Origin of the sequence: Sphingomonas sp. ATCC 31555 (assembly GCF_000282895.1) — a bacterium.
Taxonomy (GTDB): domain Bacteria; phylum Pseudomonadota; class Alphaproteobacteria; order Sphingomonadales; family Sphingomonadaceae; genus Sphingomonas.
This window is the reverse complement of the sequence record NZ_ALBQ01000013.1, coordinates 15,027-30,058: the sequence shown is the minus strand read 5'-3', so window position 1 is coordinate 30,058 and position 15,032 is coordinate 15,027. Positions and strand designations below refer to the sequence as shown.

At 65.5% G+C, this 15,032-nt stretch carries 14 protein-coding genes; 11 read left to right on the top strand and 3 right to left on the bottom strand.

Annotated features, from left to right (window positions below; all coding sequences use genetic code 11):
• Positions 1-15: 15 nt before the first annotated feature.
• Positions 16-1,215, bottom strand: coding sequence for an AAA family ATPase (locus tag B215_RS0106585; protein WP_019368847.1), 1,200 nt, complete (start codon positions 1,213-1,215; stop codon positions 16-18).
• 161 nt (positions 1,216-1,376) lie between these two features.
• Here B215_RS0106585 and B215_RS0106580 point away from each other — a divergent pair, with 161 nt between their 5' ends.
• Positions 1,377-1,664 (top strand): type II toxin-antitoxin system Phd/YefM family antitoxin, encoded by a 288-nt coding sequence (locus B215_RS0106580; RefSeq protein ID WP_019368846.1) that lies wholly within the window; start codon positions 1,377-1,379, stop codon positions 1,662-1,664.
• Entirely contained in the window at positions 1,661-1,993 is a 333-nt protein-coding gene (locus B215_RS0106575) for a type II toxin-antitoxin system RelE/ParE family toxin (RefSeq protein WP_019368845.1), read from the top strand. Before B215_RS0106580 ends, B215_RS0106575 begins: the two co-directional genes overlap by 4 nt.
• Before the next feature lie 4 nt (positions 1,994-1,997).
• Here B215_RS0106575 and B215_RS0106570 read toward each other — a convergent pair whose 3' ends face one another.
• On the bottom strand, positions 1,998-2,747 hold the full coding sequence (locus B215_RS0106570) for a DUF2490 domain-containing protein (RefSeq protein WP_019368844.1): 750 nt from the start codon (positions 2,745-2,747) through the stop codon (positions 1,998-2,000).
• Between the two features lie 159 nt (positions 2,748-2,906).
• Between B215_RS0106570 and B215_RS0106565 the strand changes: the two genes are divergently transcribed.
• The 4 genes from B215_RS0106565 to B215_RS0106550 all read left to right on the top strand — a co-directional run bounded on the left by B215_RS0106565 (position 2,907) and on the right by B215_RS0106550 (position 6,267).
• Complete coding sequence (locus B215_RS0106565; protein WP_037513285.1) at positions 2,907-3,962, top strand: DUF47 family protein; 1,056 nt, start codon at positions 2,907-2,909, stop codon at positions 3,960-3,962.
• A 12-nt stretch (positions 3,963-3,974) separates the two neighbouring features.
• Entirely contained in the window at positions 3,975-4,988 is a 1,014-nt protein-coding gene (locus B215_RS0106560; protein WP_019368842.1) for an inorganic phosphate transporter, read from the top strand.
• Between the two features lie 152 nt (positions 4,989-5,140).
• Positions 5,141-5,341: a hypothetical protein gene (locus B215_RS0106555; RefSeq protein WP_019368841.1), complete on the top strand. Its 201-nt coding sequence runs from the start codon at positions 5,141-5,143 to the stop codon at positions 5,339-5,341.
• A gap of 38 nt (positions 5,342-5,379) precedes the next feature.
• Positions 5,380-6,267 (top strand): bestrophin family protein, encoded by an 888-nt coding sequence (locus tag B215_RS0106550; protein WP_019368840.1) that lies wholly within the window; start codon positions 5,380-5,382, stop codon positions 6,265-6,267.
• Positions 6,268-6,272: 5 nt separating this feature from the next.
• Here B215_RS0106550 and B215_RS0106545 read toward each other — a convergent pair whose 3' ends face one another.
• On the bottom strand, positions 6,273-6,776 hold the full coding sequence (locus B215_RS0106545) for an energy transducer TonB (RefSeq protein ID WP_019368839.1): 504 nt from the start codon (positions 6,774-6,776) through the stop codon (positions 6,273-6,275).
• A gap of 67 nt (positions 6,777-6,843) precedes the next feature.
• Between B215_RS0106545 and B215_RS0106540 the strand changes: the two genes are divergently transcribed.
• From B215_RS0106540 to B215_RS0106520, 5 genes are all read left to right on the top strand, one after another.
• On the top strand, positions 6,844-8,907 hold the full coding sequence (locus tag B215_RS0106540; RefSeq protein WP_019368838.1) for a M13 family metallopeptidase: 2,064 nt from the start codon (positions 6,844-6,846) through the stop codon (positions 8,905-8,907).
• 127 nt (positions 8,908-9,034) lie between these two features.
• Positions 9,035-9,658, top strand: a complete 624-nt coding sequence (locus B215_RS0106535) for a TetR/AcrR family transcriptional regulator (protein WP_019368837.1) — start codon at positions 9,035-9,037, stop codon at positions 9,656-9,658.
• Positions 9,659-10,044: 386 nt separating this feature from the next.
• Positions 10,045-10,455, top strand: a complete 411-nt coding sequence (locus tag B215_RS0106530) for a hypothetical protein (RefSeq protein WP_019368836.1) — start codon at positions 10,045-10,047, stop codon at positions 10,453-10,455.
• Positions 10,433-11,683 (top strand): efflux RND transporter periplasmic adaptor subunit, encoded by a 1,251-nt coding sequence (locus tag B215_RS0106525; RefSeq protein WP_026009025.1) that lies wholly within the window; start codon positions 10,433-10,435, stop codon positions 11,681-11,683. The genes B215_RS0106530 and B215_RS0106525 overlap by 23 nt, the downstream gene beginning before the upstream one ends.
• Before the next feature lie 118 nt (positions 11,684-11,801).
• Positions 11,802-14,978: an efflux RND transporter permease subunit gene (locus B215_RS0106520; protein WP_026009024.1), complete on the top strand. Its 3,177-nt coding sequence runs from the start codon at positions 11,802-11,804 to the stop codon at positions 14,976-14,978.
• Positions 14,979-15,032: the final 54 nt, after the last annotated feature.

Sequence of the window (15,032 nt, the reverse complement as noted above, 5' to 3'; positions counted from 1 at the left end):
AGGAAAGCGGAAATGTCAAGCCGCTTCATTGACGACATCCTCTTCGCTGGCCGGCGCGACGCGGCCCCAGTTGCGGCGCACCAGCGCCTCTACCTGGCCCAATGCCTCGTCCAGATTGGCCTTGCAGCGCTTGTGCGTGCGCGCCGTGCCGATCGGGCGATCGAGTTCGTAGATCGTCATCATCCGCATCGCCGCATGGCTGATCTCGGCCGATTCCAGGATCGGCACCGGCAGCAGGGCGGGGCCAAACGCCTGCTCCATGATCTGGCGCACCATCGCGTGGCTGGGATCGTTGCCGTCGAACTTCGAACAGATCAGCCGCACGAAATCATATTGCACCTCGATGCCGGCTTCGGTGAGCTGGTGCAGCACCTGGTCCATCATCGACAGAAACTGGACGGTGGAGCAGAAATCCGGCGTCGTCGCGGCCAGCGGCACCAGCAATGCGTTCGCCGCCTGCATCACCGCCAGGCTGATCGTGCCCAGCGCGGGCGGGGGATCGAGGATCACCACGTCATAGTCGCGCGCGAGGTCGCTCAGGCCCGCCTTCAGCTTGCGAAACCGCGTGGCGAGGATCGATCCGCCATCGGCACCGGCCGCGGCCAGTTCATATTCGACGTCGAACAGTTCCAGGTTGGAGGGGATCAGATCGACATTCGGCCAGGGCGTCTTCTTCACTGCATAGAGCAGGTCGGCCTGGGTGGGATCGATCGAGAGATAGGGATATAGCGTCTCTTCGCGGGTGATGTTGAAATGCGGATTGAAGCCGAACAGCGTCGTCGTCGTCGCCTGGCTGTCGCAATCGACGACGAGCACGCGATAGCCCTGCACCGCGAAATAATGGGCGAGATGGGTGGTGACGGTGGATTTGCCGACGCCGCCCTTGAAGTTCTGCACCGCGATGATCGCCGGCACGTCGAGGGGGGCGCGGGCAGGGGAGGCGCCCAGCACGCGGCGCATGTTGAGCAGCTCCTCCACCGTATAGCCCGGCCGCCGGCCATTTTCGCTCGGCGGGGGCGGGGGCAGGCGGCCATCGTCTTCCGCCATGCGGATGCGATTGGTGGAGCAGCCGAGCAGCTGCGCCGCCTCGGCGATGCCGAAACGGACATGGAGGCCCTTGCGGCTTTCGGGTAGGAAGGCCTTGCGACGCAGCCGTTCGATCATTCGTTCGCCGGCGTCCGCCAGTTCGCCGATCCGCTCGATGTCTGAATGCATAGCTGATTTCGTCCCGGCGATTGAATGAGTGTTGCGCAGCATATGCCGCATTTGCTTCAAATCGGCAAGGTTTGCTACTTCCGGCTGCAACAGCCGGCGTGGCTTGTCGTCGGAACAGCAGCGGACTATATTCGGTCCGTTATCAGTCCTGCGGAGAGCGCATGCGCTACAGCGAGCAAGTGAAGCCGGTCAGCTATCTCAAGGCCCATGCCGCAGACGTACTGCGCGGGCTGGCGGAGGGCGGCGCGCCGCTGGTCATCACCCAGAATGGCGAGGCGCGCGCGGTGCTGCAGGATGTCGCCAGCTATCAGGCGACGCAGGAGACGCTGGCGCTGCTCAAGCTGCTCGCGCTCGGCACGCGCGACGTGGAAGCGGGTCGGGTCACGCCGGCGCGCGAGGCCATCGCACGGCTACGCGCCGGGAAGGGCAAGGGCGCCACCGCGGAATGAGCGGCGGCTACACGGTATTCCTCACCGCCGGCGCCGAAGCCGATCTGGCCGATATCCATGGCTGGATCGCCGCGCATCGCTCGCCCGAACAGGCCGATGCGTTTCTGGAGGCGATGCTGGCCAAGGTGGAGAGCCTCGAATCCTTCCCCGATCGCGGCAGCGTGCCGGCCGAATTGGACGCGATCGGCATCCGCGACTTTCGCCAGCTGGTCGCGCCGCCCTATCGGCTGCTCTACCGGGTGATCGTCGACCATGTCTTCGTGCTGCTGATCGCCGATGGCCGCCGCGATTTCCAGGCGCTGCTCGAACGACGGCTGCTGTCCGCCTGAGCGATCAGCGTCGGCGCAGCATGCGGGTGAGCGTCAGCTGGATCGAAAGGGCATGGTCCATCTGCGCGCGCGCCGTGCCGCGGGCGAGGCGGAACTGGTTCAGATAGCCGATCTCGGCACGCACGATCTTGCCGATCGGCACGGCCAGCCCGGCGATGTTGCGCATCCGCTCATAGCCGCGCCGCTGGCCCCATTCCGTGCTGTTGGGCAGGTAGAAGCTCTCATGGCTGGCGAACAGCGCCACGCCGCGCCCGCCGACCGGGTGGTTGTAACGCAGCAGCGGGCGCAGGCGGAATCCGATTTCCGGCCCGCGCGGATCGAAGCGCTCGTCCACGCGCAGGCGGAAGGCGAAGCGCCCCAACGATCCGGTCAGCTGCTGGCGGACGCGTTCCTCGTCGGCGGCGGTATTGTTGTTATGGGTGCCGACCTGCCGGAAGCCCATGCCCAGCTCCAGATTCCCGACGAGCCGCACGCTGAGCAGCCCGCCGAACTCGGTCTGGTACAGGCCGCCCGGACGATCGCCGAATCGGGCGATCTGCTCGACGGTGAAGCGCACGTCCTCGCTCAGCGGCGTGGTGGCGTTGAGCTGCAGCCACAGCTGCTGATCTTCCTGCTGCGCCCGCGCCGGCGCAGCGAACAGAAGCGTGACCAGAGCCAGCAGGAGCGCCGACGGGAACGGGAAAGACAGGATGATCGGGCTTTCGTGCTTGCCGCCATGCGCTATAACGCGTGGCGGACGCTTGACTGACGGCATAATTCTGACACTAGCCCCGCGCCGCCCGGGCGCAAGTTTTTGCCGTTCCGATGCGAAACATTGCCCTTTCCGCACCCCCGCCCCAGGAGCCGCTCCATTCGCCAGATTGCCGCCCTGCCGTACCGCACCGAAGGCACCGGGATCGATGCGCCCGTGCGCATCCTGCTCGTCACCTCGCGTGACAGCGGGCGCTGGGTGATTCCCAAGGGCAATCCGATGCAGAACATGCCGGCGCATCAGGCCGCCGAGCTGGAGGCGAAGGAGGAAGCCGGCGTGCAGGGGCTCGTCTGCCCGACACCGCTGGGCTCCTATCGCTATCGCAAGCGGCGGCGCAACGGCGCGGCGCTGATGATCGACGTCGACGTGTTTCCGCTCTCCGTCAGCACCGAGCTTCCCGCGTGGAAGGAGCAGTCGCAGCGCGAGCGGCGCTGGTTCAGCCTGACCGACGCCGCCCAGGCCGTCGACGAGCCGGACCTGCGCGATCTGATCCGGTCCTTCGGCCTATCCGAATTCAAGGCTGCAACCCAACGCACCGGCATTCTCGCTGCCGTTGCCGACACATCAAGAGTGAGGTCCATGTTCGCTTGGTTCCAGCGGCTTCTGCCGAAGACGGGCAATTTCTTCGAACTGTTCGAAGCGCATGCGCTGACGGTGGCCGCCGGCGCCGACGCGCTGGCCCGGCTGATGCAGGACGGCAGCCGCGACCATATCCGCGAGGTGATCGAGCGCGAGCACGACGCCGATGAAATCATCCGCGAACTGCTGCGCACGGTGCGCGAAACCTTCCTGACGCCGTTCGATCGCGGTGCGATCACCTCGCTGATCGGATCGATGGACGATGCGATCGACGAAATGCAGGCGGCGGTGCAGGCGATCGACCTGTACGAAGTCACCAGCTTCGAGCAGGAAATGAAGGACATGGTGGCGATCATCGTCGATGCCGCGCGGCTGGTGGGCGAAGCGATGCCGCTGCTGCGCGACGTCGGCCGCAACGGCAAGCGGCTGCACGAGCTGACCGAACGGCTGGTGCGAATCGAAAGCCATGCCGACGAGATCCACCGCGACGGGCTGAAGCGCGCCTTCATGCAGCTGGGGCCGACCAAGACGCTCGAATTCTCCGTCCAGCGCGAGGTGTACAAGCATCTCGAGCGGATCGTCGACGCGTTCGAGGATGTCGCGAACGAGATCGACGGCATCGTGATCGACCACGCCTGATCCGCGGCGACCATGCACGAACTCGCTCTCCCGCTGCTGATCGCGCTCATCCTGGTCGCGCTCGCCTTTGATTTCCTGAACGGCCTGCACGATGCCGCCAACTCGATCGCCACGGTGGTGGCCACGCGGCTGTTGAAGCCGGTGCACGCCGTCGCCTTCGCCGCGGTGTTCAACTTCGCAGCCTATTTCTTGACGATAACCTTCCCCAGCCTCCACAAAGTAGCCGACACCATCGGGCAGGGGCTGATCGACAAGAATCTGGTGACGCCCGCGGTGGTGTTCGGCGCGCTGGTGGGTGCGATGTTCTGGAACGTCGTTACCTGGATGAAGGGCATTCCTTCGTCCTCCAGCCATGCGCTGGTTGGGGGTATGATCGGGTCGGGCGTGGCCCATGCGGGCCTCACCGGCGTGAAATGGACCGGGCTGAACAAGACGCTGATCGCGATCGTGCTCTCCCCCACCATCGGCATGATCCTGGCGATGCTAGTGATGCTGCTGACCAGCTGGCTCTTCATGCGCGCCACGTCGCGCACCGCCGAACGTAGCTTTCGCGCGCTGCACCTCGTCTCCTCGGGCGCCTATTCGTTGAGCCATGGCCTCAACGATGCGCAGAAGACGATGGGGATCATTACGGTGCTGCTCTATTCCACCGGCTATCTGCGGGGGGAATTCGTCGTGCCGCACTGGGTGGCGATTTCCTGCTACGTCGCGATCGCGCTGGGCACGCTCTCGGGCGGCTGGAAGATCATCGAGACAATGGGGTCGCGGATCACCAAGCTGTCGCAGCACCAGGGGTTCAGCGCGTCGATGGCCGGATCAATCGTGCTGTTCACGGCATCATGGCTGGGCATTCCGGTTTCGACCACCCACACCATCACGGGGGCGGTGATCGGGGCGGGCACCGCGCGGCGAGCATCGGCGGTGCGCTGGGGCGTGGCCGGCAATGTGATTACTGCCTGGGTGATTACCATCCCCGCTTCCGCTGCCGTTGGCGCATTGTTTTATCTGCTCACTCGCCTTTTCTGATCGCTGGGGTCGGCCAGGACGGGCATTGATCGCACTTATGGTGCATCGCATCGTGAATGCTGCAGCGCGCAAAGAAACGTTACTTGCTGTAAATCAGCGATTTGCACGGTGATCCTATAGTCTTCCTGACGCAAAGAGGAGACGAGGTCGCCATGGGAAACGACGATGATCGCACCGTTCTGGAGCGCCTGCGAAGCTCGGTCGCGCTGCTGCTGTTCGGCCTGGGAACACTGGCCTTTCTGATCGCGATCGACCGGCCGGAATGGTTCCATCTGCGCCCGGCCAGCGGCACGGCGGCGGCGATGTCGCATGCCGCGTCCAGCGTTGCGGACGCGGCAGGCGATCGATCCTGACGGGGAGCCGATCTGCGACTGGCGCGTAATGACCTGCCATGATCGTTACACCCGCACCCCGCCTGAAGCAGGTCATCACCGAGATCTGGAAGCCGCTTGCGCTTCTGTTCGTCTGGGACGTGATCGTCACCGTCACCTATTTCACCGTGCCGTTCCGCGCGCCGTCGCTGCCACTGACGCTGTTCGGATCGGTGCTGGCGCTGTTCCTCGGCTTTCGCAGCAACTCCGCCTATCAGCGCTGGTGGGAGGGGCGCAGCCTGTGGGGGCTGATGATCAACGCCAGCCGTAACCTGGCGCGTCAGGCGCGCAACTATCTGCCCGATGACGGCGGGCGCGACCTAAAGCGCACTATCGTGCTACGCCAGATCGCCTATGTGAACGCGCTGCGCTGTCAGCTGCGCCGCCAGCCTGCTGACGACGAGGTGCTGCGCTTCCTCTCGCGCGGGGAGGCGGATTTCGCGCTAGCCCGGGTCAATATCGCCAACGGCATTGTCGACGGCACCGGGCGCCGGATCGAGATTGCCCGGTCCAATGGCTGGATCGACACCATCCAGCAGGCATCGATGGAAAGCGTGCTGATCGACATCGCCAATGCGCAAGGCGGCATGGAGCGGCTCAAGAACACGCCGTTGCCAGTGCAATATCGTTTCGTGCCGACCGTGTTCACGCACCTGTTCTGCGTCTTGCTGCCGATCGGCCTAGTCGAAACGCTGGGCGTTGCGACGCCGCTGGGTTCTACGTTGGCCGGGCTGATGTTCCTCGCGGTGCTGGCGATTGGCGACGATCTGGTCGATCCCTTCGCCAATGCCGTGCACGACCTGCCGCTGTGTTCGATGTGCCGGACGATCGAGATCGACCTGCTCCAGGCGATCGGCGACGCTCCACCCGAACCGCTGAAGCCGGATTCACGCGGCGTGCTGTGGTAAAAGGATCACCGCGCGTATAGCGACGATCGAAAGATCACCGACTGCTGGCTGGCTGTACAAGCCACGCCGTCCTCCGGGCGATAGCTGGCGGCGAAGCGGAAGCCGTGGCTCATTTTCATCCCTGCATCGTCGAACACGAAAGCGGGATAGGCGACGACGATGTGCGGTTTGATTGTCTTGCCGTCGGTCGAGACGTCGAATTCGGACCGCAGCCAGCCTTCGAAGCCCATCGCCAACGCTTCTGTGGGATAAGCGGCGTTGACATTGCCCGAACTGCGCATTGCTGGTTTTAGCCCCAAAAAGGCGCATTGGCGGCTGGTGAGCCCGGTCTTCTGGAACATGGCCTGCGCCGTGGCGAGATCGCCCCGCTTGGCGGCCATGTTGGCCTGTTGCAGCAGCGCCGCAACTTTCACGGGACGCGTCGACGGGAGATCCGAAGCCGTCGTCACCGCCGTCAGCAGCGCGGCATCGGCCGCCACCCTGGTCGCAGGCTGCCGCCGATAGGCCATGGCGCCGATTGCCAGCCGCGGCGGGGCGTGTAGTCTACCGCCTAACCGATTGATCCGGAGACTCTCTTTGAAACTTAAGCACATCCTTCTCGTCACCACGCTGGCCGCCGCAGTGGCGGCCGTCCCCGCATTCAGCCGCGGACCGGAACAGGCCAGCACGGTCAGCGTGCAGGCCGCCAGCTACGGCAGCTGGGGCTTCGACATTGCCGGCATGGACCGCAGCGTGAAGCCGGGCGACGACTGGTTCCGCTTCGTCAACGGCAGCTGGGCGGCCAAGACGATGATTCCCGCCGATCGCTCCTCCTATGGCGCCTTTGCGGTGCTGCGCGACCTTTCGGAGGCGCGGCTGCGCAGCCTGATCTCGGGCTACAGCGCCGACGACACCGCCCATCCGGACCGGCGCAAGGCTGCCTTGCTCTATGGCGGGTTCATGGACGAAGCGGCGATCGAGAAGGCGGATGCCCAGCCGCTACTCGAACGGCTCCGCCCGATCCAGGCGGCGGGCAGCAAGGCGGACATCGCGCGGCTGATGGGCTCGACGATGGGCGGGTTCGGCGCCAGCTTCTTCGGGCCCGGTGTGAGCGACGATGCCAAGCAGCCCGATGTTTACGCACTGTACCTGCGCCAGTCCGGCCTCGGTCTCGGCGACCGCGAGCTGTATCTGGATGCCAGGTATCGCCCGCAGCTGGAGCGTTACCAGCAATATGCCGCGCAGCTGCTCGGCATGGCCGGCTGGCCCGATGCGGAGGCAGCCGCGGCCAAGCTGGTGGCAATGGAAACCCGCATCGCGCAGGCGCACTGGACACGTGCCCAAAGTCGCGATCGCGACAAGACCTACAACCCCGTCAGCTTGGCCGAGTTGAAAGCGCAAGCACCCGGCTTCGCCTGGGATCCGTTCTGGCAGGCCGCCGGTCTCGACAAGGCGGACCGCGTGATCGTCGCGCAGAACAGCGCAGTGCCGAAGATCGCCCAGGTTTTCGCCGATACCGATCTGGAGACGCTGAAGGCATGGGAGGCCTTCCGCACCGCTGACGATATGGCGCCGCTGCTGTCGAAGCGGTTCGCCGATGCGCAGTTCGATTTCCGCTCGCGTTTCCTGAATGGTCAGCCGCAGCAGCGCGAGCGCTGGAAACGGGGCGTGGCGTTCACCGAACGCGCGATCGGCGAAGGCATTGGTCGCGACTATGTCGCGCTTTACTTTCCGCCGGAGAGCAAGGCGAAGATGGATGTGCTGGTCGCAAACCTGCGCGTCGCGTTGGCCGGCCGCATCCGCAACCTTGCCTGGATGAGCCCGGCAACCAAGGAGCAGGCGCTGGCCAAGCTGCAGGGCTTCAACGTCAAGGTCGGCTACCCCAGCAAGTGGCGTGACTATAGCGCGCTGGAAGTGCGGCCGGGTGATGTCGTCGGCAATGCCGAAAGGGCGGGCAAGTTCGAATGGGACTATCGCCGCAATCGGCTGGGCGGGCCGGTCGACAAAGCCGAGTGGGGCATGACGCCGCAGACGGTCAACGCCTATTACAACTCGGTGAAGAACGAGATCGTTTTCCCCGCCGCGATCCTGCAGCCGCCGTTCTTCGATCCCAAGGCCGATGATGCGATCAACTATGGGGGCATCGGGGGGGTGATCGGGCACGAGATCAGCCACGGCTTCGACGATCAGGGCCGCAAGTCCGACGGAAACGGCGTGCTGCGCGACTGGTGGACCGCCGAGGATGCTGCCAAGTTCGAGGCACAGGCGGTGCGCCTCGGCGCACAGTACGAAGCCTATACGTTTGAAGGATTGCCCGGCGTGCACATCAACGGGCGTGCATCAATGGGCGAGAATATCGGCGATCTCGGCGGTGTGCTGATCGCGCTCGATGCCTATCACGCCTCGCTGGGCGGCAAGCAGGCGCGGGTGATCGACGGCTTCACCGGTGACCAGCGCTTCTTCCTCGGTTGGGGCCAGGTATGGCGCACGTTGTTCCGGACCGAGGCGCTGCGCCAGCAGCTGGTGAGCGATCCGCATTCGCCCGGGCAGGTGCGGGCGGTGAATCCGCTGCGCAACGTCGATGCCTGGTATGCGGCGTGGAAGATCGATCCGGACCAGAAGCAATATCTGGCTCCCTCGGAACGCGTGCGAATCTGGTGAGCGCCGGGCACGGCCGGGGCAGCCCGGCCGTCGCACCGTTCGGCTTCTCGGTTCGCGGCGAATGGATCCAGTTTCAGCTGCGCAAGGGCTGGCAATTCCCTCACGACAGGCTTATGTACCGGTCGTTATGAAAATTCCAACCTGTGCCGCGTCCAAGGGCCGCCCCCGGGAGTTCGACGTCGATCAGGCGTTGACAGCCGCGCTCCGCGTATTCTGGAGCAAGGGGTATGAAGGTGCGTCCCTGACCGATCTCACCGAGGCGATGGGCATCACCCGCCCCAGTCTCTACGCCGCGTTCGGAAACAAGGAATCCTTGTTCTGCAAAACGCTGGATCTCTATGAGCGCGAAAAGCTCTGCTATATCGGCCGTGCGCTTGAAGCGCCGACGGCGCGCGGGGTAGCGGAAGCATTGCTGCGCGGGGCGCTGGAACGTCAGCGCGACCCCGGCGATCCCCGCGGCTGCATGGGAGTGATCAATTCGGTCGCCTGCGGGGTCGAGGCCGAATCGATTCGCGAGGAAGTGCTGAAACGCGGCGAATCGGCCAAGCAAGCAATCACCGCGCGATTCGAGCGGGCTCGTCAGGAAGGCGATCTGCCGCCCCATGCCGATCCGGAGGGGCTGACCTCTTATGTGATCGCACTGGTGCAGGGCATCGCGCTTCAGGGCGGTTCTGGCGCGAGTTGCGCCGATCTGGAGCGCCTGGTGCAGACCAGCCTGACAATGTGGCCGACCCGAGAACCTGCAGAATAACGAAGACTAAACAAAATCTTTTGCAAAAAATACCGGCCGGTATAAAAAGGCGGTTGACGCAGCGCAGCGCGATTTATATACCAATGAGTATAGAAGTCGGGTCGCAGCCATAGGGGCGCGGGGCTCGCGACGGAGAAGCGGTCATGCGCCAGCTTTGCACGCATCAATCGGGGTGAGCCCTAGGCTCCCATATTTCATTAGCACGTAACGGCGGCGCCGGCTTTCGGCCGGGCGCTCCGGCACTTTCGCGCAACCGGACGGGGCGATCCTTTCGCCGCGATCGCCCCTGCGCGTCCAGGCAACACCATGTCGGCACCCGCGCCCCTTAGGGTCGGCGGGAAGGGCGGAGCCTTGCTCGCGGCCGGCGCAACCGAGGGAGAAGCATCATGGCATATCTCGATCTGACCGACATGGCCGGCAATGCCGCCGCGCTGCCCCAGCTGCTCATGCCGCGCGAGGAAACCCGGCTGAGCGCGCTCGAATGGCAGGTGGTCGCCATCGCCCAGCGCGACCGGCTGTCGTCACTGGAGGCGCCGGGCCGCCTTTCGATCGCACTCGGCATCCTGTTCGGCGGCGATCGGGGCAATCCGCGGCTTGCCGATCCCAAGCTGGAGGCGCTGCGGCGCATCGCCGTGATCGCCTGGCACCGCGGCTTCCGCGTGCCCCAGTCCGAAATCCAGCGCTTCCACGAGGCGGGCTACACGCCCGGCCAGCTGGAAACGCTGCTCACCAGCATCGGCCGCGGCCGCGCGGCCCTGAATCAGGGGAATCATCATGAACATGCATACGCCCATTGAGGGCGAAACGGGGGTGCGTGGGGCACCCAGACGCCTGCGGACCTGGCAGAAGGCGGCGCTGGTCGTCGTACCAGTTGGCGCAGTCGCGGCCGGTTTCGCCCTGAGCGGACGGCAGGCGCCCGCCATCGCCGCACCCTCGGCACCCGTCGTCACCGTCGCCAGTCCGCTGGCGCGCGAAGTGAACGAATGGGACGAATATGTCGGCCGCTTCGAGGCGAGCCGCAGCGTCGAAGTGCGGCCGCGTGTCTCGGGTGCCGTCACGGCGATTCATTTCAAGGACGGCGCCGTGGTGAAGCAGGGCCAGCTCCTCTTTACCATCGATCCGCGTCCGTTCACCGCCGCGCTGGCCGAGGCCAGGGCGGGACTTGCGAGCGCGCAGAGCGATCTGGCGCTTGCCCGCTCCGACCTGGACCGCGCCCAGCGCCTGGTGAGTGTCGAAGCGGTATCGAAGAGCGATGTCGAGCGGCTGCAGGCGCGGGTCCGCGCCTCCACGGCAGCTGTCGCCGCGGCGGAGGCACGCGTCCGAGCCCGCGCGCTCGACGTGGAATTTACCCAGGTGCGTGCGCCGATTGCGGGTCGCATCTCCGATCGCCGGATCGATCCGGGCAATCTGGTCGCTGCCGGCGAAGGGCAGGGGGGTACGCTCCTCACAACGATCAATGCGCTCGATCCGATCTATTTCACCTTTGACGGTTCCGAGGCGCTGTTCCTGAAGGCCAAGCGCGCGGCAGGATCGGCGGCAAATCCGGTCGAGATCCGGCTGCAGGATGAAGGCGCGTATCGCTGGAAGGGGCATATCGACTTTACCGACAACGGGCTTGACCCCCGTTCCGGCACGATCCGCGGCCGTGCCGTGCTTCCCAACCCTGATCTGTTCCTGACGCCTGGTATGTTCGGCAACATGCGCCTGGCCGCCGGCGGCAAGGTGCAGGCGCTGCTCGTGCCCGATGCCGCGATCCAGACCGATCAGGCACGAAAGCTGGTACTGACCGTCAACGCTGACGGCACGGTGGTGCCCAAACCGGTGGTGCTCGGCCCCGTCGTCGACGGGCTGCGCATCGTCCGCTCCGGACTGGCTCGCCAGGACAAGGTGGTGATCGCCGGCACGCAGATGGCGCAGCCCGGCGGCAAGGTGCAGCCGCGCGCCGGCACCATCGCGCCCGCCGCCACACCTGACGCGCCAATCGTATCCGCTCCGGTCACGGGCCAGGCAACCTTCGCCCGCTGACCGAACTGCCGCCGGGGTCCACCCCTACAACCCGGCGGCAGGTAGTTTTCCGTGCGCCCCGCCCGCGTGATCGCACGTGGGCGCGGGTTCGCGCGTCCGCTCGCAAAAGGAGAAGGCCATGCGCCTCTCACGCTTCTTCATCACCCGCCCGATCTTCGCGGCGGTGATCGCGATCCTCATCACGATCATGGGCGGCATCGCTTATTTCGCGCTGCCCGTCTCGCAATATCCGGATATCGTGCCGCCCACCGTTACGGTGACGGCCAGCTATCCTGGCGCCTCGGCCGAAACCGTGGCGGAAACCGTCGCCGCGCCGATCGAGCAGGAAATCAACGGCGTGGACGACATGCTTTACCAGTCGTCGCAATCGACCGGCGACGGCAATGTGACCATCACCGTCACCTTCAAGTCCGGCACCAACCTGGATGCCGCGCAGGTGCTGGTGCAGAACCGCGTCGCGGTCGCAATCCCGCGCCTGCCCGAGGAAGTGCAGCGCCTGGGTGTCGTCACGCGCAAGACCAGCCCTGACTTCCTGATGGTCGTCAACCTGATATCGCCGGATAACTCGATCGACCGCGATTACATTTCTAACTATGCGCTCACCCAGGTGAAGGACCGCCTTGCGCGGCTCGAGGGCGTGGGCGACGTGCGCATGTTCGGCGCGCGCGACTATGCGATGCGGGTGTGGATCGATCCCGGTCGTGCCGCCGCGCTGAACCTCACCGCGGGCGACATCGTCCAGGCGCTGCGCGGGCAGAACATCCAGGTAGCGGCGGGCTCGCTGGGCCAGCCTGGCTCGAATCCGAGCGGCAACGCCTTCCAGCTCAACGTCGAGACGCAGGGCCGCCTGAAGACTCCGGCCGAATTTGGCCGCGTCGTCATCCGCACCGATGGCGAGGGCCGCCAGGTGCGGGTAAGCGACGTCGCGCGCGTCGAGCTCGGTGCCGCCGACTATTCCTCCAACACGTATCTCTCGAACAAGCCAACCGTGATCCTGGCCGCCTTCCAGCGCCCAGGCTCGAACGCGCTCGCCGCAGCGCAGCGCATCGAAGCGGAGATGGAGGCGATTTCGAAGACCTTCCCCAAAGGCCTCGAATATCGCGTGATCTACAACCCCACCGAGTTCATCGCCCAGTCGATCGACGCGGTGTACCATACCCTCGGCGAAGCGGTGATTCTCGTCGTCCTGGTCGTGATCGTTTTCCTTCAGAAGTGGCGGGCGGCGATCATCCCGGTGGTGGCGATCCCGGTCTCGCTGATCGGCACCATGGCGGTGCTCCTCCCGCTCGGCTATTCGCTCAACAACCTGTCGCTGTTCGGGCTGGTGCTCGCCATCGGCATCGTCGTCGACGACGCGATCGTCGTGGTTGAGAATGTCGAGCGCAACTTGAGCCAAGGCATGACGCCGCTCCAGGCCGCGCGCACCTCGATGGATGAAGTGTCGGGCGCGCTGGTCGCGATCGTGCTGGTGCTGCTGGCGGTGTTCCTTCCGACCCTGTTCCTCAACGGTCTGTCCGGCGCCTTCTACAAGCAGTTCGCGGTTACGATCTCGGTCGCTACCGCCATCTCGCTGCTCGTGTCGCTCACGCTCTCGCCGGCGCTCGCCGCGCTGCTGCTCACGCAGCATGAGGGCGAGGCGAAGGGCAGGATCGGGCGCCTGTTCGGCCGAGCCGCCAACGGCTTCAACCGCGGGTTCGAGCGGATGAGCAACGGCTATGCCCGCCTTACTCACAAGCTGGTGGTGCGGCCGGTTCGGATGATGATCGTCTATGCGGGTCTCATCGCAGCCACCGTAGCGACTTTCTGGGTGACACCGGTTGGGTTCATCCCGGCACAGGACCAGGGCTATTTCCTTACCGTCATCCAGCTGCCGCCGGGCTCGTCGCTCGAGCGCACCGATGAAGTGATGCGTAAGGTCGTTGCGCGCATCCTGCCGATCCCGGGCGTTAAGGGATCGGTGATGCTCGCGGGCTTTGACGGCCCGTCGCAGACGCTCGCGCCGAACAGCGCCGCCGCCTATGTGCCGCTGCAGAGCTTCGAAGAGCGCCAGAAGCTCGGCGTTAACATTCAGGGCATCATGGCCGAGGCGCGCAAGCGCACTGCCGACATAAACGAGGCAATGCTTCTGGTGGTGCCGCCGCCGCTCATCCAGGGAATCGGTTCGGCCGGCGGCTATCGCCTGATGGTGCAGGACCGTGCCGAGCATGGCTATGGCGCACTGGGCCAGACCGCCCTCGGCCTGATCGGCCAGGCGAACCAGACGCCGGGCCTCACTCAGGTCTATACCTTCTTCAACACCGCCACCCCGCGCGTGTTCGCCGATATCGATCGCCGCAAGGCCGAGATGCTGGGTGTGCCGCCGGAACGGGTGTTCGAAGCGTTGAGCGTCTATCTGGGTTCGGCTTTCGTCAACGACTTCAACATGCTCGGGCGCACCTATCGCGTGACGGCGCAGGCCGACGCGCCCTTCCGGGCGACCGAGGCGGACATCGCCAATCTGAAGACGCGATCGGACAGCGGCGCGATGGTGCCGATCGGATCGGTCGCGACCTTCGAGAACAAGACCGGGCCGTACCGCGTCACGCGCTACAATCTGTTCCCGGCGGTGGAAGTCGATGGCGATACTGCCCCCGGCTACAGCTCGGGCGCCTCGCTCGACGCGATGGAGAAGCTCGCCGCAGAGCTGCCCGCCGGCTATGCAGGCGAGTGGACCGGCATCGCCTATCAGCAGAAGATGGCGGGGAGTACGGCAGGCCTGGTGTTTGCGCTGGCGGTGCTGTTCGTCTTCCTGGTGCTGGCAGCGCAATATGAGAGCCTGACGCTGCCGCTGGCGATCATCCTGATCGTGCCGATGTGCCTTTTGGCGGCCATGGCGGGCGTGAACCTGCGCGGCATGGACAACAATGTGCTGACGCAGATCGGGCTGGTCGTGCTGATCGCGCTCGCCGCCAAGAACGCGATCCTCGTGGTCGAGTTCGCCCACCAGGCGGAAGTCCGCGACGGCCTCTCGCCGGTGGAAGCCGCGGTGCGCGCGGCGCAGGACCGGTTGCGGCCGATCCTGATGACCAGCTTCGCCTTCATCCTCGGCGCGGTGCCGCTGCTGATCGCGAGCGGGGCGGGTGCGGAGCTCCGCCAGGCACTGGGCACGGCCGTGTTCTTCGGGATGATGGGCGTCACCGGCTTCGGCCTGCTGTTCACGCCGACCTTCTACGTGGTGTGCCGCGCGCTTGGCGCGCGGCTCGCCCGGCGGCGCGGGGCAGGGGATGCGCATCCGCAGCTTCAGCCGGCCGAGTAAGAACAGGGTGAAAGCCGCCTGTCCCCCCGCCGTCCTCCCAGCCTTCGCGGGTGT

Excerpts from the sequence above, each read along its gene's own strand:
- B215_RS0106585 (WP_019368847.1), bottom strand. The coding sequence starts at position 1,215 with ATGCATTCAGACATCGAGCGGATCGGCGAACTGGCGGACGCCGGCGAA.
- B215_RS0106580 (WP_019368846.1), top strand. The coding sequence starts at position 1,377 with ATGCGCTACAGCGAGCAAGTGAAGCCGGTCAGCTATCTCAAGGCCCAT.
- B215_RS0106575 (WP_019368845.1), top strand. The coding sequence starts at position 1,661 with ATGAGCGGCGGCTACACGGTATTCCTCACCGCCGGCGCCGAAGCCGAT.
- B215_RS0106570 (WP_019368844.1), bottom strand. The coding sequence starts at position 2,747 with ATGCCGTCAGTCAAGCGTCCGCCACGCGTTATAGCGCATGGCGGCAAG.
- B215_RS0106560 (WP_019368842.1), top strand. The coding sequence starts at position 3,975 with ATGCACGAACTCGCTCTCCCGCTGCTGATCGCGCTCATCCTGGTCGCG.
- B215_RS0106555 (WP_019368841.1), top strand. The coding sequence starts at position 5,141 with ATGGGAAACGACGATGATCGCACCGTTCTGGAGCGCCTGCGAAGCTCG.
- B215_RS0106550 (WP_019368840.1), top strand. The coding sequence starts at position 5,380 with ATGATCGTTACACCCGCACCCCGCCTGAAGCAGGTCATCACCGAGATC.
- B215_RS0106545 (WP_019368839.1), bottom strand. The coding sequence starts at position 6,776 with ATGGCCTATCGGCGGCAGCCTGCGACCAGGGTGGCGGCCGATGCCGCG.
- B215_RS0106535 (WP_019368837.1), top strand. The coding sequence starts at position 9,035 with ATGAAAATTCCAACCTGTGCCGCGTCCAAGGGCCGCCCCCGGGAGTTC.
- B215_RS0106530 (WP_019368836.1), top strand. The coding sequence starts at position 10,045 with ATGGCATATCTCGATCTGACCGACATGGCCGGCAATGCCGCCGCGCTG.
- B215_RS0106525 (WP_026009025.1), top strand. The coding sequence starts at position 10,433 with ATGAACATGCATACGCCCATTGAGGGCGAAACGGGGGTGCGTGGGGCA.
- B215_RS0106520 (WP_026009024.1), top strand. The coding sequence starts at position 11,802 with ATGCGCCTCTCACGCTTCTTCATCACCCGCCCGATCTTCGCGGCGGTG.